31 protein-coding genes and 1 tRNA gene are annotated in these 26,577 nt (G+C 58.6%); 10 read left to right on the top strand and 22 right to left on the bottom strand.

Annotated elements, in window-relative coordinates; genetic code table 11:
* Nucleotides 1–2 precede the first annotated feature (2 nt).
* Complete coding sequence (locus GIW48_RS07250) at nt 3–917, bottom strand: Fe(3+) dicitrate ABC transporter substrate-binding protein FecB (protein ID WP_419789519.1); 915 nt, start codon at nt 915–917, stop codon at nt 3–5.
* Nucleotides 918–1,216: 299 nt separating this feature from the next.
* Nucleotides 1,217–3,622 carry a TonB-dependent receptor gene (locus tag GIW48_RS07245; RefSeq protein WP_236460746.1) on the bottom strand — a complete coding sequence of 802 codons (2,406 nt, stop codon included), beginning with the start codon at nt 3,620–3,622 and terminating at the stop codon, nt 1,217–1,219.
* Nucleotides 3,623–3,789: 167 nt separating this feature from the next.
* Between GIW48_RS07245 and GIW48_RS07240 the strand changes: the two genes are divergently transcribed.
* Nucleotides 3,790–4,419 (top strand): CatB-related O-acetyltransferase, encoded by a 630-nt coding sequence (locus tag GIW48_RS07240; RefSeq protein WP_236446538.1) that lies wholly within the window; start codon nt 3,790–3,792, stop codon nt 4,417–4,419.
* Nucleotides 4,420–4,424: 5 nt separating this feature from the next.
* On the opposite strand, the gene GIW48_RS07235 is transcribed toward GIW48_RS07240, so the two are convergent.
* The 10 genes from GIW48_RS07235 to thrS all read right to left on the bottom strand — a co-directional run bounded on the left by GIW48_RS07235 (nt 4,425) and on the right by thrS (nt 12,727).
* Nucleotides 4,425–5,066, bottom strand: coding sequence for a glycoside hydrolase family 25 protein (locus GIW48_RS07235; protein WP_236460743.1), 642 nt, complete (start codon nt 5,064–5,066; stop codon nt 4,425–4,427).
* A 208-nt stretch (nt 5,067–5,274) separates the two neighbouring features.
* Nucleotides 5,275–5,351 (bottom strand) — tRNA-Pro (locus tag GIW48_RS07230).
* A 90-nt stretch (nt 5,352–5,441) separates the two neighbouring features.
* Nucleotides 5,442–5,798, bottom strand: a complete 357-nt coding sequence (locus GIW48_RS07225) for a MerR family transcriptional regulator (RefSeq protein WP_003219935.1) — start codon at nt 5,796–5,798, stop codon at nt 5,442–5,444.
* Nucleotides 5,779–6,081, bottom strand: coding sequence for an integration host factor subunit alpha (ihfA, locus tag GIW48_RS07220; RefSeq protein ID WP_002553164.1), 303 nt, complete (start codon nt 6,079–6,081; stop codon nt 5,779–5,781). Before ihfA ends, GIW48_RS07225 begins: the two co-directional genes overlap by 20 nt.
* A 3-nt stretch (nt 6,082–6,084) precedes the next feature.
* Entirely contained in the window at nt 6,085–8,463 is a 2,379-nt protein-coding gene (gene pheT, locus GIW48_RS07215) for a phenylalanine--tRNA ligase subunit beta (protein ID WP_236460741.1), read from the bottom strand.
* Between the two features lie 26 nt (nt 8,464–8,489).
* Nucleotides 8,490–9,506: a phenylalanine--tRNA ligase subunit alpha gene (gene pheS, locus GIW48_RS07210; RefSeq protein ID WP_034117607.1), complete on the bottom strand. Its 1,017-nt coding sequence runs from the start codon at nt 9,504–9,506 to the stop codon at nt 8,490–8,492.
* 109 nt (nt 9,507–9,615) lie between these two features.
* Nucleotides 9,616–9,972 carry a 50S ribosomal protein L20 gene (rplT, locus tag GIW48_RS07205; RefSeq protein ID WP_003174975.1) on the bottom strand — a complete coding sequence of 119 codons (357 nt, stop codon included), beginning with the start codon at nt 9,970–9,972 and terminating at the stop codon, nt 9,616–9,618.
* Nucleotides 9,973–9,999: 27 nt separating this feature from the next.
* Entirely contained in the window at nt 10,000–10,194 is a 195-nt protein-coding gene (gene rpmI / locus GIW48_RS07200) for a 50S ribosomal protein L35 (protein WP_002553160.1), read from the bottom strand.
* 59 nt (nt 10,195–10,253) lie between these two features.
* Nucleotides 10,254–10,805 carry a translation initiation factor IF-3 gene (gene infC / locus GIW48_RS07195; protein ID WP_015884933.1) on the bottom strand — a complete coding sequence of 184 codons (552 nt, stop codon included), beginning with the start codon at nt 10,803–10,805 and terminating at the stop codon, nt 10,254–10,256.
* On the bottom strand, nt 10,805–12,727 hold the full coding sequence (gene thrS, locus GIW48_RS07190) for a threonine--tRNA ligase (protein ID WP_017138778.1): 1,923 nt from the start codon (nt 12,725–12,727) through the stop codon (nt 10,805–10,807). Before thrS ends, infC begins: the two co-directional genes overlap by 1 nt.
* 365 nt (nt 12,728–13,092) lie before the next feature.
* On the opposite strand from thrS, the gene GIW48_RS07185 reads away from it, so the two are divergent.
* Both GIW48_RS07185 and GIW48_RS07180 read left to right on the top strand, forming a co-directional pair.
* Nucleotides 13,093–13,407 carry a hypothetical protein gene (locus GIW48_RS07185; protein ID WP_017138777.1) on the top strand — a complete coding sequence of 105 codons (315 nt, stop codon included), beginning with the start codon at nt 13,093–13,095 and terminating at the stop codon, nt 13,405–13,407.
* A gap of 289 nt (nt 13,408–13,696) precedes the next feature.
* Nucleotides 13,697–13,909 carry a cold-shock protein gene (locus tag GIW48_RS07180; protein WP_003234260.1) on the top strand — a complete coding sequence of 71 codons (213 nt, stop codon included), beginning with the start codon at nt 13,697–13,699 and terminating at the stop codon, nt 13,907–13,909.
* A gap of 74 nt (nt 13,910–13,983) precedes the next feature.
* Here GIW48_RS07180 and GIW48_RS07175 read toward each other — a convergent pair whose 3' ends face one another.
* Both GIW48_RS07175 and GIW48_RS07170 read right to left on the bottom strand, forming a co-directional pair.
* A complete protein-coding gene (locus tag GIW48_RS07175; RefSeq protein WP_017138776.1) occupies nt 13,984–14,304 on the bottom strand; it encodes an I78 family peptidase inhibitor in 321 nt (106 codons plus the stop codon).
* A 143-nt stretch (nt 14,305–14,447) separates the two neighbouring features.
* Nucleotides 14,448–14,756, bottom strand: coding sequence for a hypothetical protein (locus GIW48_RS07170; protein WP_026013818.1), 309 nt, complete (start codon nt 14,754–14,756; stop codon nt 14,448–14,450).
* 172 nt (nt 14,757–14,928) lie between these two features.
* Here GIW48_RS07170 and GIW48_RS07165 point away from each other — a divergent pair, with 172 nt between their 5' ends.
* On the top strand, nt 14,929–15,141 hold the full coding sequence (locus GIW48_RS07165) for a hypothetical protein (protein ID WP_017138774.1): 213 nt from the start codon (nt 14,929–14,931) through the stop codon (nt 15,139–15,141).
* A 33-nt stretch (nt 15,142–15,174) separates the two neighbouring features.
* Here the strand turns inward: GIW48_RS07165 and GIW48_RS07160 are convergent, their stop codons facing one another.
* The 7 genes from GIW48_RS07160 to GIW48_RS07130 are packed head-to-tail and all read right to left on the bottom strand — an operon-like array spanning nt 15,175 to nt 22,142.
* On the bottom strand, nt 15,175–16,203 hold the full coding sequence (locus GIW48_RS07160) for a nucleoside hydrolase (RefSeq protein WP_017138773.1): 1,029 nt from the start codon (nt 16,201–16,203) through the stop codon (nt 15,175–15,177).
* A gap of 26 nt (nt 16,204–16,229) precedes the next feature.
* On the bottom strand, nt 16,230–16,634 hold the full coding sequence (rbsD, locus tag GIW48_RS07155) for a D-ribose pyranase (RefSeq protein WP_099549917.1): 405 nt from the start codon (nt 16,632–16,634) through the stop codon (nt 16,230–16,232).
* Nucleotides 16,631–17,548, bottom strand: a complete 918-nt coding sequence (gene rbsK / locus GIW48_RS07150; protein WP_236460740.1) for a ribokinase — start codon at nt 17,546–17,548, stop codon at nt 16,631–16,633. The genes rbsD and rbsK overlap by 4 nt, the downstream gene beginning before the upstream one ends.
* Before the next feature lie 23 nt (nt 17,549–17,571).
* Entirely contained in the window at nt 17,572–18,594 is a 1,023-nt protein-coding gene (locus GIW48_RS07145; protein WP_099549915.1) for a LacI family DNA-binding transcriptional regulator, read from the bottom strand.
* A 3-nt stretch (nt 18,595–18,597) separates the two neighbouring features.
* The gene (locus GIW48_RS07140; protein ID WP_099549914.1) at nt 18,598–19,575 is read right to left on the bottom strand and encodes an ABC transporter permease; all 978 of its coding nucleotides are present in this window, start codon (nt 19,573–19,575) and stop codon (nt 18,598–18,600) included.
* On the bottom strand, nt 19,572–21,125 hold the full coding sequence (locus tag GIW48_RS07135) for a sugar ABC transporter ATP-binding protein (RefSeq protein WP_017138768.1): 1,554 nt from the start codon (nt 21,123–21,125) through the stop codon (nt 19,572–19,574). The genes GIW48_RS07140 and GIW48_RS07135 overlap by 4 nt, the downstream gene beginning before the upstream one ends.
* Before the next feature lie 57 nt (nt 21,126–21,182).
* Nucleotides 21,183–22,142 (bottom strand): sugar ABC transporter substrate-binding protein, encoded by a 960-nt coding sequence (locus GIW48_RS07130; RefSeq protein WP_017138767.1) that lies wholly within the window; start codon nt 22,140–22,142, stop codon nt 21,183–21,185.
* Between the two features lie 494 nt (nt 22,143–22,636).
* Here GIW48_RS07130 and GIW48_RS07125 point away from each other — a divergent pair, with 494 nt between their 5' ends.
* The 3 genes from GIW48_RS07125 to GIW48_RS07115 all read left to right on the top strand — a co-directional run bounded on the left by GIW48_RS07125 (nt 22,637) and on the right by GIW48_RS07115 (nt 24,855).
* Nucleotides 22,637–23,725: an asparaginase gene (locus GIW48_RS07125; protein ID WP_017138766.1), complete on the top strand. Its 1,089-nt coding sequence runs from the start codon at nt 22,637–22,639 to the stop codon at nt 23,723–23,725.
* Nucleotides 23,726–23,912: 187 nt separating this feature from the next.
* Complete coding sequence (locus GIW48_RS07120) at nt 23,913–24,161, top strand: DUF1654 domain-containing protein (protein ID WP_017138765.1); 249 nt, start codon at nt 23,913–23,915, stop codon at nt 24,159–24,161.
* A gap of 4 nt (nt 24,162–24,165) precedes the next feature.
* The gene (locus tag GIW48_RS07115; protein ID WP_056861270.1) at nt 24,166–24,855 is read left to right on the top strand and encodes an endonuclease; all 690 of its coding nucleotides are present in this window, start codon (nt 24,166–24,168) and stop codon (nt 24,853–24,855) included.
* 31 nt (nt 24,856–24,886) lie between these two features.
* Here the strand turns inward: GIW48_RS07115 and GIW48_RS07110 are convergent, their stop codons facing one another.
* Nucleotides 24,887–25,252: an SPOR domain-containing protein gene (locus tag GIW48_RS07110; RefSeq protein ID WP_017138764.1), complete on the bottom strand. Its 366-nt coding sequence runs from the start codon at nt 25,250–25,252 to the stop codon at nt 24,887–24,889.
* 262 nt (nt 25,253–25,514) lie between these two features.
* Here GIW48_RS07110 and csrA point away from each other — a divergent pair, with 262 nt between their 5' ends.
* From csrA to GIW48_RS07095, 3 genes are all read left to right on the top strand, one after another.
* Complete coding sequence (csrA, locus tag GIW48_RS07105) at nt 25,515–25,709, top strand: carbon storage regulator CsrA (RefSeq protein WP_003192511.1); 195 nt, start codon at nt 25,515–25,517, stop codon at nt 25,707–25,709.
* A gap of 209 nt (nt 25,710–25,918) precedes the next feature.
* Complete coding sequence (locus GIW48_RS07100) at nt 25,919–26,182, top strand: hypothetical protein (protein ID WP_017138763.1); 264 nt, start codon at nt 25,919–25,921, stop codon at nt 26,180–26,182.
* A gap of 94 nt (nt 26,183–26,276) precedes the next feature.
* Nucleotides 26,277–26,573, top strand: a complete 297-nt coding sequence (locus GIW48_RS07095; protein WP_017138762.1) for a hypothetical protein — start codon at nt 26,277–26,279, stop codon at nt 26,571–26,573.
* Nucleotides 26,574–26,577: the final 4 nt, after the last annotated feature.

The raw sequence follows: 26,577 nt of genomic DNA, 5'->3' as shown, positions 1-26,577 counted from the left end.
GGTTATTGGCTCAATACGGCTTTGCCGCCCTTGAGAATCGCCAGGGTGTCTTCAGCGATTTGCTCCGACGCCAATACACCTCGGTTACGCGCCCAACTGTCGCCATCGACCTCGGCCACTTGATGATTACGCACCGCACCGAGCACTTGCCACAACGGCTGCTTGCTCCAGGTGTCGACGATACTTGGGCGTCGATAGTGACCGACCAGCAACCAGCCAGGGTCAAGCGCGAGCAATTGTTCCAGGCTGACAAATTCAGTCGGCGCAGCCTTGGCGCGTACCGACGGCACTTTCAGGCCGATGGCTTGCAGCACGCTGCCGGCGTAGGAGTCAGGCCCGTGTACGGAAAAACTGTCTTCACGGGCAACCCCGAACAACACGCTGGCACCCGCCGGAATCTGCTTGGCAATGGCCTGCAAGTGTTCACGGTTCTGGGCGATGCGCGCGTGCATCTGCGCGCTTTTGCCCAGGGCCGTGCCGATCAGTTCGGCGGATTTAAGGCTGCCTTCGTAATCTTCTCCACGTGATGGCAGCAACAAGGTCGGCGCGATGCTCGCCAAGTCGCTGTACAACGCCTGATGACGATTGAGGTCGGCGACGATCAAGTCCGGCTTGAGCCGGGCGATTTCTTCGATGCTCGGTTGCGAACGCAAGCCCACCGACTTCCATTGGCCGATGGCCTGGCGCACACGCGGCAAGACGCGGTTGGCATCGCCATCGTCCGCAGCGCCGACCGGCGTAACGTCTATGGCGGCGAGACTGTCGAGAAAGGAAAACTCCAGCACCACCACGCGCTTGGGCGCATCCGGCAGGTGCACCGCGTGCTGGCCATCATTAAGGTCGATGGGCGCGGCGTTCAACACGCTGGAAGACAACGCCAGGAGGCAGGCGGCAAGGGTCGGGATGGAGCGCAACATTCGCATGACAAAGACCTCGGCGTTAAAACACCCCGGCTGGACGGGCCGGGGAAAACGGCGGGTACTATTCCATATTGAGGCGATGCAATCAAAAAACATTCTTATTAACGTGGTGAGTCTGGGGTGTGGCCGGGGCGATGTGGGAGCAGGCTTAATTGGAGCTGATTTGTGTGGGAGCTGGCTTGTGTGGGAGCTGGCTTGCCTGCGATAGCATCGACCGGGTCTTACTGACAGACCGAGGTGCCTGTATCGCAGGCAAACCAGCTCCCACATTGGCCTTCCCCTCGTGATCGTTGCGTTTAGAAGTCCACCGTGGCCGACAGCAAATACGTGCGCGGCGTGGACAGGGTCAGGCCCGGCTCACTGTCATCCGAAGCACCCGCTGAACTCCAGTAGCGTTTATCGGCGACGTTCTCGACATTCGCGCGCAAAGTGATGTGCTTATCGTCGACCTTGAAGGCATAGCGCGCACCGACGTCAAGGCGTGTCCAGGCGTCGATTTCCTTGACGTTGGACTGGTCCAGGTACTGCGAGCTGGAATAGATACCCCGGCTGGTCAGGGTCAGGCCTTCCACCGTCGGCACATCCCATTCGGCGCCCAGGTTGACGTTGTACTTGGGCGTGGCCGGGGCGCGGTTGCCGTCGAAAGTACCGTTGGTGGTGTGGGTCAGTTCGCTGTCGATGTACATCACGCCGCCCAGCAAGCGCACGCCCTTGAGCGGCTCGCCGAACACGCTCAGTTCCACGCCGTCGTTCTGGCGTTTGCCATTGGGCCAGAACACCCGCGTAGTGGCGTTGGTTTCGTAGGCCGGTTGCTTGATACGGAACACCGCCGCCGTCATGGCAAACGCGCCGGCGTCGTATTTGGCACCCACTTCAACCTGACGGCTGACAAACGGCGGGAAGATTTCATCTTCGTTGATCGAGGTCGACGGCGCGATTTTGCCTTGGCTCAAGCCTTCCATGTAGTTGGCGTACAGCGACAGTTTGTCGGTGGCTTTAAACAGGATGCCGCCGGAGGGCGAGACTTTTTCCTCATCGTAGGCCGTAGCGCCTTTGACGTTGTCGGTCCAGTCGTCGACCTTGACCCGCTGCCAGCGCGCGCCGAGGGTCAGCAATAAACGCTCGTCGAAAAAGCCCAGGGTATCGGACAGCGCCACGCCACTGAAGCGGTTCTCGGTGTAGACCTTGGAATCCAGGCGTGTTGGCCGTGAAGGGGTTGGGGTTTCTACCGGGTTGTACAGGTTGCTCGGCGCCGCCGCGTAACGGGCGCCGCCGTTTTCAAAGTCCATGTAGAAGTAGCTGGCCGCCAGGTTGATCTCATGGCTGACCGGCCCGGTATGCAACCAACTGCGCACCCCGGCGGTAGCGGTGCGCACGTTTTCATCGCGGGTGAAATCCCGTGGCAATACGCTGAAATCCCCGGCGTTGTTGGTGACGGACACCGCGTGACGCAAGAAGTCGTGGTTGCTTTTACGCGCGCCGACGCCGCCATACAGCATCACGCTGTCACTGAGGTCGAACTCGCCGTTAACCGTGCCGAAGGTGTCATCGGTGCGGGCTTTACTCCACGGCTGTGCGTAGTTATGCCGTACGTCTTTGGCGCTCGGCACCCGGGCATTGGCGCCGACTTGTACACGTTCCTGCGGCGCATCGGTGGCGCGCTCGGTGTGGCCGATATCCGTGGAAAGGCGCAGGCGCTCACCGCGAAAATCCAGGCCCAGCACCGCCATTTCACGGTCGACGCTCTGGTGATCCCATTCGGTATCGCCGGACTGCTTCACGCCGTTGAAACGGATGCCGAACTTGTTGTCCTCACCAAAGCGCCGCCCCACGTCCACCGCGCCACCGGCCTGGCTGCCGGACGCCCAGGTGCCGGTCAGCGAGGTAATGTCCATGTCGGTAGCGCGCTTGGGCACCACGTTGATCCCGCCGCCCACGCTGCCGCGCGGCGAGATGCCGTTGATCAACTGGCTCGGGCCTTTGAGGATGTCGACGCGCTCGGCCATTTCCATGTCGATGGTGTACGTCGGCAGTACGCCATAGAGGCCGTTGTAAGCCACATCACTGTTGAACAGGCTGAACCCGCGAATGGTGAACTGCTCGTAGCGCCCGCCCGCCGGGTTGGTGGCGCGCACCGAAGGGTCGCTGGCGACCAGATCGCCGAGGGTACGCGCCTGTTGGTTCTTCACCGCCTCGGCGGTATAGGTGGTCATGCTGAACGGGGTTTCCATAAAGTCCCGTGAGCCGAGCAGGCCTTGCGAGCCACGCCGCGCCACCTGGCCACCGGCATAGGTATCGCCATCGGCCAACCCAGTGGTACCGACGATGGACGTGGGTGCCAGTTGCAGGCTGCCGCTTTCCGGCACCGGCATCAGCCTGTAGGCCTGCGTGCCCATCGGTTGCAATTGCAGGCCCGAGCCCGTCAGCAACTGCGCAAAGCCCTCCTCCACGCCGTATTCACCCGACAAGCCGGCGCTGCTGCGACCGCTGACCAGCGCCGGGTCCACCGACAGGTTGACCCCGGCGAGCCCGGCGAAGCGGGTCAATGCGGCGCTCAGGCTACCGGCCGGCACCTGGTAACTGCGGCGGGCGGTGCTGTCTTCGGCATAGCTGAGCGGGACAAATAACGGGCTGGCACTGAGGCTCAGCATCAGGCTCAGGTTCAGCAACGGGCGCAAGCGCATGGGTCGGACTGCGGGCATGGGGAGAAGCTCTCGATTTTGTTCACTTGCCTGGAATGACAGGCGAGGCGCAAAAAAGGGACAGGGGTTGGCGATTTTTTTCAGCAGATAAAGCCTTCGTCTTGCATAGAGGGCAGCCATTGCTCACGATGTCGCCTGATTTCAATCTCTGCATAAAGGCTCACCGCATGAAGTTATTGCGTAAATGGCGCGAAAAAAAAGCGCGCAAGGCACTACGCGCGCTCTCCCCGCTGGAGCGCTCGACGCAAAAACTGCGCAACCGCTATCCAAACTACAGCTTTGGCATAGGCACCTACGGCGATTTGAAGGTGCACGACTGGCATGAAGGCACGACCCTGCGTGTCGGCGCCTACACCTCGATTGCCGGCAATGTGGAAGTGTATTTGGGCGGCCATCATCGCACCGACTGGCTCAGTTGCTACCCCTTCCCCGCCAAGATGAAAAGCCTCGCGCACATTACCGACTTTGGTGGCAGCAAAGGCGACGTGATCATTGGCAATGATTGCTGGATCAGCTCCCACGCGAAGATTCTGTCGGGCGTGACGATCGGCAATGGCGCAGTCGTGGCGGCAGGCGCGATTGTGACCAAGGATGTGGCGCCTTACGCCATTGTGGGCGGCAACCCGGCCAAACATATCCGCTGGCGTTTTGATGAACCGACTCGGCTGATCCTTGAGCAATCCGCCTGGTGGGACTGGCCGGAGGCTGAGGTGCGTGAGGTGGCGCATTTGCTGTGCAGTACGGATATCGGGCCGTTTGTGGAGTACCTCAGCCAGCGCGGGCGTTCGGCTGGCTGAAGCCTTCAGCGCTTGATCCAATCCAGATCCACGGCACCTTGAATGCCATCGACCTGGCCTTTGCTGCTGTGCTGCCACCAGTGCCAGCGCTTGCCGTGGCTACGCCAGGTTTCGGGCACTGTCGGCTGCTTGGCATCCCAGTGGGCGATCCACAACGGGCACGGGCTGAAATCGTACTTGCGCCACGCCACACGGTCAGCCCAGATGCTGGGTGACGTGTAGATGTATGGATGGGCGCCATCGAGCACCTGCGTGCTGAGCAGCATTACCAGTTCGTACAAGGCATCGGCCATCTGATCCGCGCTCGCCGTTTCGTTGCGCGAGGTTTCTACATCAATGGCCAGGATGTGCTTCCCGACCTCGAAGTTGGCCTCGCAGATCCGCTGCCGAATATTGGCCAGTTGTTCGCCGGGGGTACTGCTCAGTGCACGAAAGTAGTGGTAAACCCCCGCAGTCAAACCCTGGGCCAGCATCCCGGCAAAATTCGTCGCAAACCGAGGGTCAGTGTAGGTGCCCCCTTCGGTCATCTTCACAATGGCATGGGTGACACCGGCTGACGCGACGCGACGCCAGTCGATCTCGCCTTGCCAGCGCGACACATCAATGCCACGCGCATGGGTGGTAGGGGTTTGCTGTTCACAACTCATGAGTTTCTCCAAGATGCTGGGTGCTTTATGCAACCTTTCATCTCGGATACTTTCATTCTAAAGCGCCGAAAAACCGTATAAGAGTACTGCCTGCTTAGGGATGCGCTTGGGTATGGCAGACGGTACAAGGGTGAAAAATTGGGGCGTTCCCCAAAAAACGCGCACATGAAAAAGCCCAACCTTTTCAGATTGGGCTTGATCGAGAATATGGTCGGGACGGAGTGATTCGAACACTCGACCCCTAGCACCCCATGCTAGTGCGCTACCGGACTGCGCTACGCCCCGACTAGGCGTGTTACTGGGTTTGCTTCGTAACGAAGCGATCCGGAATATACCGCAAGCTTTTGAAATGTGGAAGTATTTTAAAAGCTTGTATCACTTCTTCAACACCACCAGCACATCTTCGAGTTCGGAGATCATCTGGCGGATCATTTGCTTGTATTGGGTGGTGTCGTCTTTGGCTTCATCACCGGACATACGCTGACGCGCGCCGCTGATGGTGAACCCCTGGTCGTACAGCAACGCACGGATCTGTCGGATCATCAGCACATCCTGGCGCTGATAATACCGACGGTTCCCGGTGCGTTTGACGGGGTTGAGTTGAGGAAACTCCTGCTCCCAATAGCGCAGCACGTGCGGCTTGACCGCACAGAGCTCGCTGACTTCACCAATGGTGAAGTAGCGTTTGCCTGGGATGACGGGTAGCTCGTCGTTATGACTTGGTTCCAGCATAAGCCTCAACTCGGGCCTTCAACTTCTGCCCTGGACGAAAGGTGACCACACGGCGAGCCGTGATCGGGATTTCTTCTCCCGTTTTTGGATTGCGGCCAGGCCGCTGGCGTTTGTCCCGCAGGTCAAAATTGCCGAAACCGGACAATTTGACCTGTTCGTTGTCTTCCAGAGCGTGCCGAATTTCTTCAAAGAACAGCTCGACCAATTCCTTGGCTTCGCGTTTGTTCAGACCCAACTCTTCGTACAGACGTTCCGCCATCTCAGCTTTCGTCAAAGCCCCCATACGTCACTTCCTTAACGTGGCGTTCAACCTTTGTTCGAGCGAGGTGAGGATATTTTGTGTCGTGGTATTCACCTCATCGTCATTAAGAGTGCGCGATGGATGCTGCCAGGTCAAGCCAACTGCAAGGCTTTTTCTATGCGGATCAATGCCTTTACCCTGATAGACGTCAAATAGCCTGAGGTCTGTCAGCCATTCCCCTGCATTTTCACGGATTACGTCCAGAACGGCAGTGGCGGCCACTTCACGGTCGGCGATCAGCGCGAGGTCACGACGCACTTCAGGGAAGCGCGACAACTCGCTGAATTTAGGCATCTTGCCCGACGCCACTTCAGCCAGAACCAGCTCAAAAACAAAGACCGGACGGTCCAGACCCAAGGTTTTCGACAGCTCAGGGTGGATAGCACCGACAAAACCCACCAAACGCCCTTCGCGCTCGATACGTGCAGTCTGGCCCGGGTGCAATGCCGGGTGGCTACCAGACACAAACGTGAAGTCATCCAGTGCACCGGCAAAGCCCAGCACCGCTTCCACATCGGCTTTAACGTCGAAGAAGTCCACGCCATCGCGGCCCTGTGCCCAGCCTTCTGGCAGGCGGCTACCGCAGACAACACCCGCCAGCATCGGCTCTTGCTTCAGACCGTCGAGCTGGCCGACAAAACGCAGGCCGCTTTCGAACATGCGCACGCGGTCTTGCTGACGGTTCAGGTTATGGGAAAGTGCCTTGACCAGGCCCGGCCACAGCGACGAACGCATGGCGGCCATGTCATTGGAGATCGGGTTAGCCAACAGCAACGGCTCAACACCTGGGTTGAACAGCTCAAACTGCTTTGGATCGATGAAGCTATAAGTCACCGCTTCCTGGTAGCCACGGGCAACCAGCAGGCGACGCAACTCTGGCAGGTGCGCACGCGCCTCGGCCTTGGGTTGCGGTGCCAGGCGCGCTTGCGGGTAGCGAACCGGCAGGCGGTTGTAGCCGTACAGGCGGGCCAGTTCTTCGATCAGGTCGACTTCCAGGCTGATGTCGAAACGATGGCTTGGCACTTCTACGTGCCACTGCCCTTCCCCACCGGCGGAAATACCCAGGCCGAGTGCGGACAGCAGTTGCTCGATCTGCGCAGGTTCAATCACCAGGCCAAGCATTTGCTCGACGCTTTTGGCGCGCAGGGTGATCGGTGCAATCGACGGCAGGAACTGCTCGTTGACGGTCTCGGTGATCGGGCCGGCTTCGCCGCCAGTGATTTCCAGCAGCAGGCCAGTGGCGCGCTCCATGGCTTCACGGGCCAGCTTCCAGTCCACACCACGCTCGTAGCGGTGCGAGGCATCGGTGTGCAGGCCGTAGGAACGGGCCTTGCCAGCGATGGCGATCTGGTCGAAGAATGCGCTCTCAAGGAAAATATCGCGGGTGGTTTCGGACACGCCGCTGTGCTCGCCACCCATCACGCCGGCAATCGCCAGGGCGCGGGAATGGTCGGCAATTACCAGGGTGTCGGCGCGCAGGCTGACTTCCTGGCCGTCGAGCAATACCAGCTTCTCGCCTTCTTCGGCCATGCGCACACGGATGCCGCCATTGATTTCGGCAAGATCGAAGGCGTGCAGCGGTTGGCCCAGCTCCAGCATCACGTAGTTGGTGATGTCCACGGCGGCATCGATGCTGCGCACGTCGGCGCGACGCAGGCGCTCAACCATCCACAGCGGGGTTGGCTTGGACAGGTCGACGTTGCGGATCACACGACCCAGGTAACGTGGGCAGGCGTTTGGCGCCAGTACGTCGACAGGGCGCACTTCGTCGTGGACTGCAGCGACTGCGGCCACCACCGGGCGGGTGACCGGGGCGTTGTACAGCGCGCCCACTTCACGGGCCAGACCGGCGAGGGACAGGCAGTCACCCCGGTTCGGGGTCAGGTCGACCTCGATGCTGGCGTCTTCCAGTTCCAGGTAAACGCGAATGTCCTGACCCACTGGCGCATCGGCCGGCAGTTCCATCAGGCCATCGTTGCCCTCGCCGACTTGCAGCTCGGCCTGGGAACACAGCATGCCGTTGGACTCAACGCCACGCAGCTTGGCTTTCTTGATCTTGAAGTCGCCCGGCAGTTCGGCGCCGATCATGGCAAACGGAATCTTCAGGCCCGGGCGCACGTTTGGCGCTCCGCACACGACCTGAAAGGTTTCCACGCCATTGCTGACCTGGCACACACGCAGCTTGTCGGCATCGGGGTGCTGCTCGGTGCTCAGCACCTCGCCCACCACCACGCCGGTGAAAACACCGGCGGCCGGCGTTACGCTATCGACCTCAAGGCCGGCCATCGACAGACGAGCAACCAGCTCGTCGCGATCTACCTGCGGGCTTACCCAGCCACGCAGCCATTGTTCACTGAATTTCATCCTGCTCTCCTAAAGATTCGTTACGACTAGCGAAATTGCGCGAGGAACCGCAAGTCGTTGTCGAAGAACAGACGCAAGTCGTTCACGCCGTAACGCAGCATGGCCAGGCGCTCAACGCCCATGCCGAAGGCAAAGCCCGAGAACTCTTCCGGGTCGATCCCGGACATGCGCAGCACGTTAGGGTGAACCATGCCGCAGCCCATCACTTCCAGCCAGCCGGTCTGCTTGCAGACGCGGCAGCCTTTGCCGCTGCACATCACGCATTCCATGTCGACTTCAGCGGATGGCTCGGTGAACGGGAAGAACGATGGACGGAAACGCACCGCCAGCTCTTTCTCGAAGAACACCCGCAGGAACTCTTCGATGGTGCCTTTGAGGTCGGCGAAATTGATGTCGCGATCGACCAGCAGGCCTTCGACCTGGTGGAACATCGGCGAGTGGGTGATATCAGAGTCGCTGCGGTACACACGGCCTGGGCAGACGATGCGGATCGGCGGCTTGTTCGCTTCCATGGTGCGGACCTGTACCGGCGAGGTATGGGTGCGCAACAGCATGTTCGCGTTGAAATAGAAGGTGTCGTGCATCGACCGGGCCGGGTGATGGCCTGGGATGTTGAGCGCCTCGAAGTTGTGATAGTCGTCTTCGACCTCGGGGCCTTCGGCAATGCCGTAACCGATATGGGTGAAGAACTGCTCGATACGTTCCAGAGTCCGGGTGATCGGATGCAGACCGCCCGAGGCCTGGCCACGACCAGGCAAGGTGACGTCAATGGACTCGGCGGCGAGCTTGGCCGCAAGATCGGCCTCCTCGAGCGACGCCTTGCGCGCATTGAGCACCTCGGTGACACGCTCCTTGGCGACGTTGATCAGCGCGCCGACTTGCGGACGCTCTTCAGCCGGCAAATTCCCCAGGGTCTTCATCACCTGAGTCAATTCACCTTTTTTGCCAAGGTAGTGAACCCGGATTTGCTCCAGGGCATTTACATCTTCAGCGCTATGCACAGCCTCAAGAGCTTGGGCAACGAGCGCATCCAGGTTTTCCATGTACAGACTCCAGATACAAAATAGGGGAAGAGCTTGAAGGCTCTTCCCCTATTTATGACGTTTACCACCTTGGGCTACAGGAGCAGCCCAAGGTGACTGTCGGGGGTACTTAAGCCAAGGTGGCTTTAGCTTTCTCGACAATCGCAGCAAACACCGCTTTTTCGTTCACGGCCAGTTCAGCCAGAACCTTACGGTCGATTTCGATGGACGCTTTTTTCAGGCCAGCGATGAAACGGCTGTAGGACAGACCGTTAACACGTGCACCAGCATTGATACGAGCGATCCACAGAGCGCGGAACTGACGTTTTTTCTGACGACGGTCGCGGTAGGCGTATTGGCCTGCCTTGATTACCGCTTGCTTGGCAACACGGAATACGCGTGAACGCGCGCCGTAGTAGCCTTTAGCAAGTTTCAGAATTTTTTTGTGACGCTTACGGGCAATGACGCCACGCTTTACACGAGCCATGAGTTATTCCTCTATTCTTGACTAAAATTAACGAAGGCGCAGCATGCGCTCGACTTTTGCCACGTCAGACGGATGCAGCAAGCTGCTACCGCGCAGTTGACGCTTACGCTTGGTCGACATTTTGGTCAGAATGTGGCTCTTGAAAGCGTGCTTGTGCTTGATACCGTTAGCAGTTTTCAGAAACCGCTTAGCAGCACCACTTTTAGTTTTCATCTTTGGCATGTTCGGTACTCCGCATTCAGTTGATAAACATAATCAGAAGGCCTGCCGTGCCCTGTTGATTACTTCTTCTTTTTCGGGGCGATGACCATAATAAGCTGGCGTCCTTCCATCTTAGGATGCTGTTCGACCGAACCGTACTCGAGCAAGTCAGCTTCAACCCGCTTGAGGAGTTCCATCCCCAGCTCCTGGTGGGCCATCTCACGGCCGCGGAATCGCAAGGATACCTTGGCCCTGTCCCCATCACTCAGGAAACGTACCAGGTTGCGCAGTTTTACCTGGTAATCCCCTTCCTCCGTCCCTGGACGAAACTTGATTTCTTTTACTTGAATCTGCTTCTGGTTCTTCTTCGCTGCGGCAACCTGTTTCTTCTTCTCGAAGATCGATTTGCCGTAGTCCATCACCCGACAAACAGGTGGGATTGCATCGGCGGAGATTTCCACCAGGTCCAATTTGGACTCTTCAGCAATACGAAGCGCTTCATCAATCGAGACGATGCCAATCTGCTCGCCGTCAGCGCCAATTAACCGAACCTCGCGTGCCGAGATATTCTCGTTGATCGGGGCTTTCGGTGCAGCTCGTTTATCTTGTCTCATTTCACGCTTAATAATAATTACTCCGAATCTGGGCGACCACGCCGGGAAACCGCTTGCGCGAGGAACTCAGCGAACTGGGCGACGGGCATCGAGCCCAGGTCAGCACCTTCACGAGTACGCACAGCGACAGTCTGCATCTCGACTTCCCGATCTCCGATAACCAAAAGATAGGGAACCTTGAGCAAAGTATGCTCGCGGATTTTAAAGCCGATCTTTTCATTTCTCAAGTCGGACTTGGCACGAAATCCGCTTTCGTTGAGAGTTTTTTCAACTTCAGCGGCAAAATCGGCCTGTTTATCAGTGATATTCATGATCACTGCCTGGGTCGGAGCCAGCCACGCAGGGAATGCACCCTCGTAGTGCTCGATCAGGATACCGACGAACCGTTCGAACGAGCCGAGGATCGCCCGGTGCAGCATAACCGGGTGCTTGCGGCTGTTATCTTCGGAGACGTATTCGGCTCCCAAACGGATCGGCAGGTTAAAATCGAGCTGCAGGGTACCACACTGCCAGACGCGACCAAGGCAATCTTTCAGCGAGAACTCGATCTTCGGACCGTAGAAGGCGCCCTCACCCGGCTGCAGATCGTACGCAAGGCCCGCGCTGTCTAGCGCAGCGGCCAGTGCAGATTCAGCGCGGTCCCACAGTTCGTCGGAACCAACACGTTTTTCCGGACGAGTGGACAGTTTCATTTCGACTTCGGTGAAACCGAAATCGCGATAAACATCCATGGTCAGCTTGATGAACGCGGCGGATTCAGCCTGCATCTGCTCTTCGGTGCAGAAGATGTGGGCGTCGTCCTGGGTGAAGCCACGCACACGCATGATGCCGTGCAGCGCACCCGACGGTTCGTTACGGTGGCAGGCACCGAACTCGGCCAGGCGCATCGGCAACTCGCGGTAGCTCTTCAGGCCCTGGTTGAACACCTGCACGTGGCATGGGCAGTTCATTGGCTTGATGGCGTAGTCGCGGTTTTCCGACTGCGTGGTGAACATGTTGTCGGCGTAGTTGGCCCAGTGCCCGGATTTCTCCCACAGACTGCGGTCAACAACCTGAGGCGTCTTGATCTCCAGGTAGCCGTTGTCGCGCTGAACCTTGCGCATGTACTGCTCGAGCACCTGGTACAGGGTCCAGCCGTTCGGGTGCCAGAACACCATGCCCGGCGCTTCTTCCTGGAGGTGAAACAGGTTCAGGCGCTTGCCGATTTTGCGGTGGTCGCGCTTTTCAGCTTCTTCGATGCGCTGGATGTAGGCCGCCAGTTGCTTCTTGTCAGCCCAGGCCGTGCCGTAGATCCGCTGCAATTGTTCGTTCTTCGCATCACCGCGCCAGTAGGCACCGGACAGCTTGGTCAGCTTGAACGACTTGAGGAAGCGTGTGTTCGGCACGTGCGGACCACGGCACATGTCGACATATTCTTCGTGGTAATACAGGCCCATGGCCTGTTCGTCCGGCATGTCTTCCACCAGACGCAGCTTGTAGTCTTCGCCACGGGCGGTGAACACGTCGATCACTTCGGCGCGCGGCGTGACCTTCTTGATCACGTCGTAATCTTTTTCGATCAGCGCGTGCATGCGCGCTTCGATAGCGGCCAGGTCGTCCGGAGTGAAAGGACGCTCATAGGCGATATCGTAGTAAAAGCCTTCGTCAATGACCGGGCCGATCACCATTTTTGCCGTTGGGTACAGCTGCTTGACCGCATGGCCAATCAGGTGCGCGCAAGAGTGGCGAATGATCTCCAGCCCCTCTTGATCCTTGGGCGTGATGATTTGCAGGCTGGCATCACCAGTGATCAGGTCGCTGGCGTCAACCAGCTTGCCGTCGACCTTGCCGGCCACGGTGGCCTTGGCAAGACCTGCACCAATGGATGCGGCGACCTCGGCTACGGAAACCGAATGATCGAATGAACGTTGACTGCCGTCGGGAAGAGTAATAGTTGGCATGGCGCCTCCTCTCCTAGTGGTGACCCCTACCAAAGGTCACGTGGGTTGGGATGAGCCAGTACAAGATCCAACACCAGGCCGTTCAATGATGAACGCCTGCCTTACAGCGGCAGGAGCCTTTCGGCCAACCGATAATCGAACCAGAGTGACTGGAGTGAACTCAAAAAACATGGCAAGGCGGCAATGGGCGCGCCTGGAAATAGCCAAGCGGGTGATGCTAGCACAGATGAACGGTCATCGCGCCTGCCGCGCCTGATGAAACATAAAATCCCGTGTTTGATGCCTGTCAAAGTGAACTTGAGCTGTACGAAAGCCCTCAAACCCGCTGAGAATCGCTGTTTGCCCACGAATCAAAGGAGCACTTCATGATGCGCTTTACCTCGACCCTCGCTCTCGCCGCTTCCCTGGCTTTCTTGTCTGTTGGCGCACACGCCGCCGCCCCTTCGAACTGGCCTGAAGGTGCCCGTGACAGCTTCATCAAAGATTGCAGCTCGGCAGCCCAACAAAACGTGGACGCCAAAACCGCCAAAAGCCATTGCGAATGTGGCGCGGACAAGATCAATGCCGAATTGAGCACCGCTGAAATCAAAGAGCTCATGACTAACCCGAACTCCAGCCCCGAGCTAAAAAACAAAGCTGTCGCGGCTATTTCGTCCTGCAAAGTCGTGAAGAAAAAATAACAACGACCACTGATCAGACGGCCATTTGACTGAAAAAACAGCCTGAAAACTGCCATTTCGCACAAATTACTCAGCTTTTACGGCTTTTTTTAACAGCTGGTATTTCGCTGCAAAGCCCCGTAGATCGGGGCTTTCAGCCAACCAAGGCACTAAACGCAACGCTATTGATTAGCAAACAATGCCTTGGGGGGGCTTACAAGCCGAACATTTCGACTATGATACCCCGGTGTGCCCAGTTGGCCTGAGCAGCACAGCACTACTGAAAATATATGTTTCTTGGAGATACACCATGTCTAATCGCCAAACCGGCACCGTTAAATGGTTCAACGATGAAAAAGGCTTCGGCTTCATCACTCCTCAAGGTGGCGGTGACGACCTGTTCGTACACTTCAAAGCTATCGAAAGCGACGGTTTCAAAAGCCTGAAAGAAGGCCAAACCGTTTCCTTCGTGGCTGAGAAAGGCCAAAAGGGTATGCAAGCTGCACAGGTTCGCGGCGAGTAATTCTCCGCTGAGCTAAAAAAAACCCCGTCCATGTGACGGGGTTTTTTATGGGCGCTGCAAAAGCCGGGAGGCGATCAGCCGCAGTTGACCCGCGTGATCACCAGGTTGTCGTCGGTGTTCAGGTTCAGACGGTCGGAGCGGTATTCCAGGGTGATCATGTCGTTAGGCTTGAGGATCCGTGCGTTCTGCGCGCCGGCACGGGTACGCGCCTGCTCCAGCAATTGAGGCGAGGCTTTCTGGCCGATAGCGAATTCGGCAGCCTTCGACTCGCAGCGAGTGTGACCTGCATCGGCAACGGCGGCATCTTTGCCCGGCTCAGGGGCACCCGGGGTGCTGCAACCCGCCAACGCGAGTGCTGCCAACAAAGTACCGAATGATGCGAGCTTCCAAGGCATGAAGCCTCCTATGAAAAAAATGGACAGAGATCGTGCGACAGCGATCTGGCGGTTTGGTTTCAAGACGTAAATCGCCTAAGAGCAAGTCTGCCTGACTCAAGGCGAGCATTCGCCGGATCAATCGTCACCAGATATGAACGAATTCAGTAGATATCGATGTAGTCAAACGGCGGCTTCGGCCAGTTCTGCTGGAGCGCGTTGAAAATCTGCCGGACCCAGACTTCATCGCTGGCCGCGACGTTACCGACATAACCCGAGCCTTTGGCCCAGGTCTCGAGGCGAAACAGCAGGCCGTCGATGTCGACTCCGCCTACGGCCTTCCCGGAAGAAATAAACGCGATACCGCCCTTGGTCACCCGCAACTGGGTGTGCTCGTCGTCACTGGCACTCGCGAGCAACTGGCGCACGGCTTCCAGCGTGAGGTTCTCGGGGTTGTTCAAATCGATCTGCACCTGGTGTCCCCGGCAATTGAATGGGGTAACAGTGTCGCACAGCATCGGCCTCATCCCGAAACGTCTCATGCCTAAGTAGCACTGCCAAACCCTACGCAAAAATGGTTAACTGCCCCGGTTAGAACCGCGTTCCAGCGCATTGCCCAGCCTTCCCGCCCCGTGAGCCCCGACCATGAGTACCGTAACCCTCCAAGCCGACATCAAAGCCAAGTGGCCTCAAGGACAAAGCTCCTACAGCCCCGGAAGCCCGGAGGAGTTGGCCATCATCGGAATCGACCTGCTGGTCAAGGAGCTCGGCACTCAGGCCGCACAGGCGTTCATCGGCCAGGTATTCGAGAAATACCCGGCCGACCACATGGGCGCTCATAACCCCGAGCGCGAATAAGACCCGGCCGGCGAGCGCCGACCGGCAAACACCTTACTTCAGACGGGCCAGGCGCTCGGTCAACAGATCGAAGAAGCCCTGGGCGTCGCCGTTCTCAACCCAGAATGCGTTCTTCGGCTGCTTGAGGCCGTCATACCAGTCGACGACGGTCTGGCCGAAGGTCGGGCCTTCGCGGCTGTCGATCACCACGTTGACTTCACGGCCGCTGAACAGGGAAGGCTTGAGCAGGTAGGCAATCACGGTAGCGTCATGCACCGGGCCACCCGGGATGCCGTAGTGCTCCATGTCGCCCTTGACGTATTCATTGAGAATATCGCCCACCACCTTGCTCGCATTGTTCTTGATGTCGGCAATCTGTTTCAGGCGCGCGTCACTGGTCAGCACCTTGTGGGTCACGTCCAGCGGCAGGTAAGTCAGCTTGACGCCACTTTTGAGCACAATTTCAGCCGCGACAGGGTCCGCGAACAGATTGAACTCAGCCACCGGGGTGATATTGCCGCCATTAAAATGCGCCCCGCCCATCACCACCACTTCCTTGATGCCTTGGGTGATCTCCGGCGCCTGGGTCAACGCCAGTGCCAGGTTAGTCTGCGGGCCGAGCATGGCGATGGTGATGCTGTGAGGCTTGGCGGTGCTGAGGGTCTTGATCAGGTAGTCAACGGCATTGCCTTCGGCCAGGCCTTTTTTCGGCTCATGCACGGCGACCCCGGAAATACCTTCCTTGCCATGGATATTCTCCGCATAGATCGGCGTGCGCAGCATGGGTTTTGGCGCGCCGGCGTACACCGGGATGTCTTCGCGCCCTGCCCACTCGCGGGCCAGGCGCGCGTTGCGGGAGGTCTTGTCGAGGCGCACGTTACCGGCGACGGTGGTCAGCGCACGAATGCTCAGCTCCTGCGGGGACGCCATGGCAAACAGCAACGCCACGACGTCATCGGCGCCTGGGTCGGTGTCGATGATCAGGTCGATTTTTTCCGCCGCGTGGGCGCTGGCTGCGGTGAGTGCGGACAAAAGCAGGACACTCCGAAATAGATTTTTCAGGGTTGGGAGACCACGTTGCATGAAACACTCCTTGTCGTAGGGAAACTCTAGAAGGTAACGCCGGACACCAGCGCGATATTGCAATACGGCTGGCACTCGCCCGTGCGCACCACGGCGCGGGCCTTGTGGCTGAGCTGCTTGAATTCTTCATGGCTGACCAAACGGCGCTCGCCCAAGGCGGCCTGTTCGGTCAACACATTAAGTGGCGTCAGCGCAGGTGGCTGCTTGAGCAGGATCTCTTCGGCCAACACATGGCTTTCTACCTGCATCTCGCTGAGCACAATGCGCAGGGTGCTGATGAAATCCGGAATGCCCTGGGTGAGCGCCAGGTCAATCAACTCGACGCCTGGCGGCACTGGCAGGCCGGCATCACCGATCACCAGGATGTCACCGTGGCCGAGGGATGCGATCACGCGCGACAGCGCAATATTGAGCAATGGTGTCTTTTTCATGAGGGGATAAAACCTTGTACGTCCTGCAGCGTAGGAATAGAGGGTTGCGCACCCGCCCGCGTGACCGACAGCGCGGCAGCCACCTGGCCAAACCGGATAGCCTCGGCTTCACTTTTGCCATTGGCCAGCGCCGCGGCAAAACCGCCAACAAAGGTGTCACCGGCAGCCGTGGTGTCCACCGCCTTGACCTTGGGCGCCTGCAAGTGCTCGAAACCTTTGCCATCGGCAAACAACGCGCCCTGACTGCCAAGGGTAATAATGACCTTGCCGGCACCCGCCTTGAGCAGCAGCGTTGCGGCAGCCTTGGCGCCGTCGAGTGAATCGACCGTCACACCACTCAAGGCGCTGGCCTCGCTTTCGTTGGGGATCAAATAATCGATCGAGGCATACCATTCCTCTGGCAGCGGGCCACTGGCCGGTGCCGGATTGAGGATCACGGTCTTGCCCAATTCACGACCGCGCTTGAGCGCCTGGCCAACCGTGCTCATCGGCACTTCCAACTGGCAGACGATGACATCTGCTGCCTGCAGTACCGCGTCAGCCGCCTGCAACGACGCGGGCGTGAGCTCACCGTTGCTGCCAGCCACGATCACAATCGCGTTCTGGCTGCTGTCATCCACCACAATCAACGCCACGCCGCTGGAGCCATCCACCGTGCTGACGGCCTGGCAATCGATGCCCTCCACCAGCAGCGCATCACGCAATTGCGCGCCGTAGGCATCCGTGCCCACACAGCCGATCATCGCCACCTCAGCGCCAAGGCGCGCAGAGGCCACCGCCTGATTGGCGCCCTTGCCGCCCGGCACGGTGGAAAACGTCTGGCCGATCAGGGTTTCACCGGCGCGCGGCAAGCGACTGGCGCGGGTGACCAGGTCCATGTTCAAGCTGCCTATTACCACTACTTTTGCTGGCATACATCAGTACTCATCAATTCGGTTCAGCGGTATTGGGCGAACACACCGGCAAACGGCGCCGTCGACTCACGCAAAACAATGCTCGGCGTCACGATGCGCTGATCGATCGGCAGTTGGGGTGTTGCAATTCGTCGCAGTAAAAGCTCGGCCGCCGTCTCGCCCAGTTGCACGATCGACTGCCCGACCGTCGTCAGCGCCGGGTACACGTAGCGACCCATTTGAATATCGTCAAAACCAATCACCGACAGCTCGCCAGGCACACGGATATTGCGTTCGGCGGCTGCACGCAACACGCCGAAACCAATCATATCGTTACTGGCGAAAATCGCGCTGGGCGGGTTTTCCGACAGTAGCTGTACCGCTGCGGCATAACCACCGGTGCTGGTGAAATCGCTTTCCTGGGTGCGATTGGCTGGCACTTCCACGCCCGCCTCACGCAGCGCGCGGTGATAGCCGGCAAGACGCATTTGCGCCACGCGGGTATGACTGGGGCCGCCAATGCAGGCGATGTCGCGGTGACCAAGCTCCAGCAAATGCCGGGTTGCCAGGTAGGCACCCTGCTCATGATCGATGCGCACCAGGTCGACATCAATGCCGTCCAGTGCTCGGTCGACAATTACCATGGGGGTGCGCACCGCGCTCAAGCCTGCGGCAAGGCCACTGTCGTCGCCGCCCACCGAGGTCACGATCAGGCCGTCGATGCGCTTTTCCAGCAACACGCGCAGATAGCTGCGCTGCTTTTCGGCGTTATCGTCGGAGTTGCAGAGGATCACGCAATAGCCATTACGCTCGCAGTAATCCTCGATACCCCGCGCCAGCTCGGCAAAATACGGGTTAAGGCTGTTGGGCACCAGCAGGCCGATGGTCGCAGTGGTCTTGGCCTTGAGCGAGCGCGCGACGGCACTCGGCACGTAGTCCAGTTGCTTGATCGCCGCTTCCACCTTGATGCGCACAGGCTCGCTGACCGGCCGCGTCTTGTTCACCACATGGGACACAGTGGTGTAGGAAATACCTGCAAGCGCGGCCACATCCTTGATCGTTGCCATGGTTCAGCCCCGCCGACTGGCGCGCTGGCTGCGGTAGGTGTCGAGGACCACGGCAATCACGATTACGGCGCCGGTAATGATGCGTTTGGTTGGCTCTGTCGCACCGATCTGCGCAAGGCCGGCGGCCAGTACCGAAATAATCAACACGCCAAAAAAGGTGCTGATAACCGAACCACGCCCGCCCATCAGGCTGGTGCCGCCGATCACCACGGCGGCGATCACTTGCAGCTCCAGGCCGGAGCCGGCATTCGGGTCCGCCGCTTCCAGGCGGGAAATCTGGAACAATGCCGCCACCCCGGCCAGCAGGCCCATCAGGCTGAACACCAGGATCTTGTAAGGCTTGGGGTTGATGCCGGCCAGGCGCACGGCTTCTTCGTTGGTGCCGATGCCGATCAGGTAGCGACCGAATACAGTACGGGTCAACACCAACTGAGCGGCGATGATCACCAACAGGGCAATGATGAACGACGGCGAAATCCCGAAAGCCACCGGGTTCGACAGCCAGGCATAGGAGTCACCGATATAGGCGGTGCGCGAGCCGGTCATCTGGTAGGCCACGCCACGCGCCATTTCCAGCACGCCAAGGGACACGATAAACGACGGAATGCGCCATGCCACGGTAATCGAACCCGTAATGGTGCCCGCCAACGCAGCGCAGCCCATGCCCAGCAATGCGGCTGGCAACACGCTCCAGCCCCAGCCCAGAATCGCCACACTGACCGCCGAAGCGGCCAGTGCCAGCACCGAGCCCACCGACAGATCAATGCCGCCGATGATCAGGATGAACGTCATGCCCACCGCCAGCACCATCAGGTCCGGGATCTGGTTGGCCAGGGTGCTGAAGGTGTCATAGGACAGGAAGTGGTCGCTGAGCACCGAGAACAGCGCAATCATCGCGAGCAAGGCGCCGGCCAGCCCCAGGTAGGTGCCCAGGCCGTAGAAGTTGCCGCCGGTTTTGCCCGGGGAAGAAGTGATTTTCATGGTGTTTCCCTAAGCACTGCGTCGTTGAGCAGCGCGTCACGTTTTTGATAGCCGGCAAAGGCGGCGGCGAGCAATTCGTCCTGGGTCCAGCTGTCGCGCTCGAAGGTCTCGATCAAGCGCCCGGCAGACAGCACACCGATGCGATCGCAGATCAGCATCAGTTCGCGCAGGTCACTCGATACCACCACCAGCGCTTTGCCCTGGCGCGTCAATTCGCCGAGCAAGGCATAAATGTCGAACTTGGCGCCGACGTCGATACCGCGAGTCGGCTCATCGAACAGCATTACCGCGCAGTCGCGCTCCAGCCAACGGCCAATCACGACCTTCTGCTGGTTGCCGCCCGACAACTCGGACACCAACTGCGCCGGGCTGGAGCTGCGGATGCGCATGGCATCGATCTGGCGCTTGGCCAAGGCAGTTTCGTCGCGGCTGTTGACCACGCCGCCACCGGAGATTTCCGGCATGTTGCCCAAGGCAATGTTGGCGCTGATGGATTGGGTCAGCAGCAGGCCTTCGCCCTTGCGGTCTTCGGTGATCAGCGCGATGCCATGGCCCACTGCGTCCACCGGCGAGCGAATGCTCACCACTTGGGCTGGCGAACCCAGGGCCACGGTGCCGCTGTCGGCCAGGTCGGCACCGAAGATAAGACGCAGCAATTCAGTGCGGCCGGCGCCGATCAGACCTGAAATGCCATAGATCTCACCGGCACGCACTTCAAAGGACACATCGCGAACCTTGTCCGAACGGGTCAAGCCTTTGACCGTCAGCGCCGGGCCGCCAATGGTGCGTGGCCCCAGGTCGATCTGCTCACCCAGCTCGCGGCCGACCATCAAGGTCACCAGCTGCTCACTGTTGTAGTTGGCCATCGGCTCGACGCAGACCAGCTTGCCGTCACGCAGTACTGCAATGCGCTGGGCAACACGGGCGAGCTCTTCAAGCCGGTGTGAAATATAAATGATCGCCACGCCCCGAGCCTGCAGGCGGGTGATTTGTTCAAAGAGCATCTCGACTTCACGGGCCGTGAGCATGGCCGTCGGTTCGTCGAGGATCAGTACATGGCAGTCGCCGATCAGGTTGCGGGCGATCTCGACCATCTGCTGATGGCCAATGCCCAGCGTCCCCACCAGGGTGTCCGGGTCGATCGCATCCAGGCCGACCTGGGCCATGGCTTCGATCGCAGCTTTACGCAGTTGCTTGCGGTTGATCCAGCCACAGTTGCGGGGCAGGTTGTCCAGGAACAGGTTTTCGGCCACGGTCAGGGTCGGCAGCAGGTTGAGTTCCTGCATGACCATGCGCACGCCCAGCTCTTCAGCCTGGGTGCGGCTGCCGGGACGGTAATCCTGACCATTGAACTGCATGTGCCCGGTGGTCGGCGTGACCAGCCCGCCGATGATTTTCGACAAGGTGCTTTTACCTGCGCCATTCTCACCGGTCAGCGCCAGCACTTCCCCGCGATTGAGCGTCAGGGTGATGTCGGACAGTACCGGTTGGGCATAGGTCTTGCCGATACCGCTGACCGAGAGGACAGCGTTCGGGGCGGAAGATGACATAGGAAAATCTCCAGGCGCCCGCTCAGGACGAGCGGGCGCTGTTGGGTGCTGCCAGGATTACTTCTTGAGGACGAGTTCGACTGGGGTTTCGATCACGCCGTCTTTGGCATCGACTTTTTCACCCTTGACCAGCTTGAGCGCGTTCTGGATACCGAACACCGCTTGCTGGGCTGCGGCCTGGTCGGCGGTCGCGAGTACGCGGCCGTCTTGCAACATAGGTTTGATGGCTTCGATATTGTCATAGCCAACCACCAGCACCTTGCCGGCCTTGCCCGCCGCACGCACGGCAGAGACAGCGCCCAGGGCCATGTTGTCGTTACCCGCCAGCAGTGCCTTGAGGTCCGGGTATTCGCTCAGCATGGCGGACGCCACCTTCTGGCCCTGGTCGATTTCCCAGTTACCCGATTGGGTGGAAACAATCTTCATGCCCGCGGCGTCCATCGCATCCTTGTAGCCTGCGGTGCGCTGCTGGGCATTGGTGGTGGTCGGCACGCCTTCGATGATGCCGACCTTGTCACCTGCCTTCAGTTGCTTGGCCAGGTAGTCACCCACCAGCTTGGAGCCTTTGCGGTTGTCCGGACCTACGAACGGGATATCGAGGTTTTTGCTTTTGAGCACGTCCGGGTCAAGGCGATTATCGATGTTGACGACCTTGATGCCGGCATCGGAGGCTTTCTTCAACACGGTGACCAGCGCCTTGGAATCAGCCGGAGCAATCACGATGGCGTTTACTTTGGCGAGGATCATCTGGTTGACGATATCGATCTGCGCGCTGGTGTCGGTTTCGTTCTTGATCCCGTTGGTGATCATGTCGAAATCGGCGGCGTGTTCTTTCTGATAAGCCTTGGCGCCGTCCTGCATGGTCACGAAAAATTCGTTGGCGAGGGACTTCATCACCAGGCCGACCTTGGGTTTGGCGGCGGCGTCATCGGCAAAAGCAGAGGAAAGGGGCAGAGCAGCGGATGCGGCAGCAAGCACAGCGACAGCAAGAAGACGTCCAGCAAATGGCAGCTTCATGGGTTCACTCCGATCTTATGATTATTGTGAGCAACGCTTGCACTGCGAAACATCTCGCAAACGTTTGCGTTGTTCAAACTATGAGAACCTTGTCGAGATTTGTCAACGGGTGAAAAGCGTCTTTCATCCAGGCGCTCCGTTACCTTCCCTATCACCCTGCGGGTCGCAGGATTGAACCTCAGCTTCTCCCGGTCGCTGTCTAAAACGACAGGCTATGGCGCCCAAGTCCCACACCCACCGTTGATATTCCATCATGGTTTTCGGACAACCGAACGCAATACCACCCTGCTGTTCGGAATGCCGGACGAGCACGCTGCCCACTCATCTTAAAATTCAATATAAGTTGTTTTAAATCAACACGTTAATTTATGACCGCGAACATCATGGGCTTGGTACAAATCCTGCTCTTTCCAAGCACCTCGCGGCATTCAGAACGGCCCGGGTGTTCTCGATGAACCTGCTACAGCACTCATCAAAAACCAGAGAGAAAAATAATGAAATCTGCACTGAAGACTTTTGTTCCGGGCGCCCTCGCCCTCCTGCTGCTGTTCCCCGTTGCCGCCCAGGCAAAGGAAGTTGAAACCAAGACCAAACTGTCCAACGTCGTGATCCTCGCCACCGGCGGCACCATTGCTGGCGCCGGCGCCAGTGCGGCCAACAGTGCCACGTACCAGGCGGCCAAAGTCGGCATCGAACAACTGATCGCCGGCGTTCCTGAGCTTAGTCAGATCGCCAACGTACGCGGCGAACAAGTGATGCAAATTGCGTCCGAAAGCATCAACAACGAAAACCTGCTGCAACTGGGCCGTCGTGTTGCCGAACTGGCCGACAGCAAGGACGTGGACGGTATCGTGATCACCCACGGCACCGACACCCTGGAAGAAACCGCTTACTTCCTCAATCTGGTGGAAAAAACCGACAAGCCAATCGTGGTGGTCGGCTCCATGCGCCCAGGCACCGCCATGTCGGCGGACGGCATGCTCAACCTGTACAACGCCGTGGCCGTTGCCGGCAGCAAAGACGCGCGCGGCAAGGGCGTACTGGTGACCATGAACGACGAGATCCAATCGGGTCGCGACGTCAGCAAAATGATCAACATCAAGACTGAAGCGTTCAAGAGCCCATGGGGCCCGCTGGGCATGGTGGTTGAAGGCAAATCCTACTGGTTCCGCTTGCCTGCCAAGCGTCACACCATGGATTCCGAATTCGACATCAAGACCATCAAGAGCCTGCCGGACGTTGAAATCGCCTACGGCTACGGCAACGTGAGCGACACGGCTGTCAAAGCCCTGGCCCAGGCCGGCGCCAAAGCCATCATCCATGCCGGTACCGGTAACGGTTCGGTGTCTTCCAAGGTGGTGCCTGCCCTGCAGGAACTGCGCAAGCAAGGTGTGCAGATCATTCGTTCTTCCCACGTGAATGCCGGTGGTTTCGTTCTGCGCAATGCCGAACAGCCTGACGACAAGTACGACTGGGTCGTCGCACATGACCTGAACCCACAAAAAGCCCGGATTCTGGCGATGGTTGCCCTGACCAAGACCCAGGACAGCAAAGAGCTGCAACGGATGTTCTGGGAATACTGATCCCCCGGTAACACGCGTAGAGGCGGGTTTGCCCGCCTCTACCTCTCCTCTTACACCTGGATACAACTCCCCGCGCTGCATAACCCCGCTCGAATCGCCGCCACATAAACCTTCTGAATTTTAAGCAGTTGCGAAAATCGTAACAGTTAAATACTGTATGCCCGTACAGCACACTAAGGAATACTCCGTGGCAACGTCCTCTTCTGCAGCGCCAACCCCTGACGCCTACGCACGCCTTGCCGTTCGCGTGCAAAAAATCATCAATTCGACCAACGCCCAGAAAGCCAAGGCGGCCTTGATCTTCCGCTTGCCGGATGAGCCTGAGGAGGAATGGGCGCGCTTGCTGGAGGAGATTGCGGAGAACGACAACGTCACCCTCGCCTACCGGGATGACGGTGGCGTGCAGATTTTCTGGGTTGTGCCGAAGGAAGATTGATTCAATGAGTGGCCGTTTTATTGCTGTTTTTTGCCTGTTTTTTGCCGTTACAGCCCACGCACAGGCGCCTCGAACCTTCAGCGAGGCCAAGAAAGTCGCCTGGAAGCTCTACGCCCCGCAATCCACGGAGTTCTACTGTGGCTGCAAATACACCGGCAACCGGGTCGATTTGAAAGCCTGCGGTTACGTACCGCGCAAAAATGCCAACCGTGCCGCACGCATCGAATGGGAACATATCGTCCCGGCCTGGCAGATCGGACATCAGCGCCAGTGCTGGCAAGCCGGCGGGCGCAAAAACTGTACGCGTCACGATGATGTGTTCAAGCGCGCCGAGGCGGACCTGCACAACCTGGTGCCGAGCATCGGCGAGGTCAATGGCGACCGTAACAACTTCAGTTTTGGCTGGCTGCCGGCGCAACGCGGGCAGTACGGCTCATGCCTGACCCAGGTCGATTTCAAGGCCAAAAAAGTCATGCCCCGCCCGTCTATTCGCGGAATGATCGCCCGAACGTATTTTTACATGAGCAAACAATACGGCTTGCGCCTGTCAAAACAGGACCGCCAGCTGTATGAAGCCTGGAACAAGACCTATCCGGTGCAACCCTGGGAGCGCCAGCGCAACCAGACTGTGGCGTGTGTGATGGGGCGCGGTAACGAGTTCGTCGGCCCGGTAAACCTGAAGACCTGCGGTTGAGCGTGGGCGGAGTTGCCGCCCACCCTGCCGGTTATTGCGCGACCTTGTGCTCGATAACCTCTGATTCGGTATCGTTTTTCTTGGCCCGTGCGAGCTTTTCGGTCAGCAGCGCCTGCTTGGCTTCAGCCTCGGCCTTGCTCGCGAACGGGCCTAGATACACCTCGTCCTTGCCGTCTGTTTTGACGATATAGAAGTTGAAACCATGTTCGAGCAACCAGGCAGTCAGGTCGGTGATTGCTTGCAGCTTATGGTCCGGCGGGCCTACCCACACATCCCATTCCTGAGCGGCAATCGCCCCGGTTTGTGGCTGGCTCTCGGTCACGGCAGGCTTGGCCTTGGGGGCGTCAACCGGTTTACCTTCACCGCAACCGGCCAACGCCAACACCGCAATTGCCATCGCTACTTTACGCACTGCCCTGCTCCTTTAAGGATAAAGAGGCAACTTTATCATTCACTGTCTATTCTGGCCGTCATAAACGTTGGCTTAAACAATGCGAATGATGTATCGCAGACCTGTATGATGCCGCCATGGGAATTAATGTCGCCTCTATGCGTCCTAAAAGAGGCAGTCACAGGGAAGCGCTTAGCAGTAAGCTACACACATCCGACACCTGCCCTGTCTGAAACATGTGTCCTTAAAAGTAATCAAGGAGAAGTCCATGCTGATACTCACCCGCAAAGTTGGTGAAAGCATAAACATCGGTGATGACATCACGATCACCATCCTGGGCGTCAGCGGCCAGCAAGTACGAATCGGCATCAACGCACCCAAGGACGTTGCCGTGCATCGCGAGGAGATCTACCAGCGCATTCAGGCTGGCCTGACAGCTCCGGACAAAAACCAGACTCCTTGACGCCTCACTCAGTAGCCAGCCTTTTCGTTCATTGTGATGGCTGGCGAAAACCCTTCCGCCCACTCGCGCTTCCTGCATGATCGGCGTGCTTTATGCTTTCAGCTACGCTGCAAGATAAAACTGTCTTGGCGACTGGAACTTGTTGCGTAATTCGCGGCCGAATCCACTGACTATAACCCTACCATCAGTGTGCGTTCAGGAGCACGTCGATGAGACCGATTGCAAAACAACCGCTTGCCTCCAAGTCTTGGGGGATCGCCCTGCTGATAGGGCTGGCCTTCGTGGTGCTGGGATATGGCGTGAAGTTCGAGATCGAAACAGTCAGTGACCCCGGCAAGCGTTCGTCGATGGAACTTACACTCTTCTTGTGCGGCTACCTGTTCGTGTTCTGCCTACAGCCTATCCAGAAAGCCATTTTGCGCAAATTATGCCAGCGCGCCGCGCAACGTGAGCACCCGAAAACCGCACGTTGATGGCGGCTAATCTGCTATTAGATCGCCGGTATTTACAGGTCGGCGGCAGGATCTATGCTTGGGCTTGCACGGTTTCCGAAAGGCATTGACGCAGATGGATACCCTCAGCAAATCTCAAATCGAAGCGGCCCTGGCGGCGCGTTTGCCCAGCTATGCGATCACCTGTACGTTACACGCTGACGGCACCCTTTCCGCCATCCTTAGTGGTCCGGAAACCGACCATTTCGCGATTACCGGCATCGTGCGCGCGCACTACCATGGCCCCGAGGCGATTGCCCGGCTTGCCAATGAAATCCTCAGGGAAATGGTGCTTTCGCGCCAAGGCATCAAGAGCAGCCGACTGCAGGCGCCACCCGACTCGCCTTCCTGCGCACAAAGCCGAGACCAATAACGGG

It is taken from the genome of Pseudomonas sp. PA-6-3C (assembly GCF_021605825.1).
Taxonomy (GTDB): Bacteria; Pseudomonadota; Gammaproteobacteria; order Pseudomonadales; family Pseudomonadaceae; genus Aquipseudomonas; species Aquipseudomonas edaphica.
This window is presented reverse-complemented; position numbering and strand designations above follow the sequence as displayed.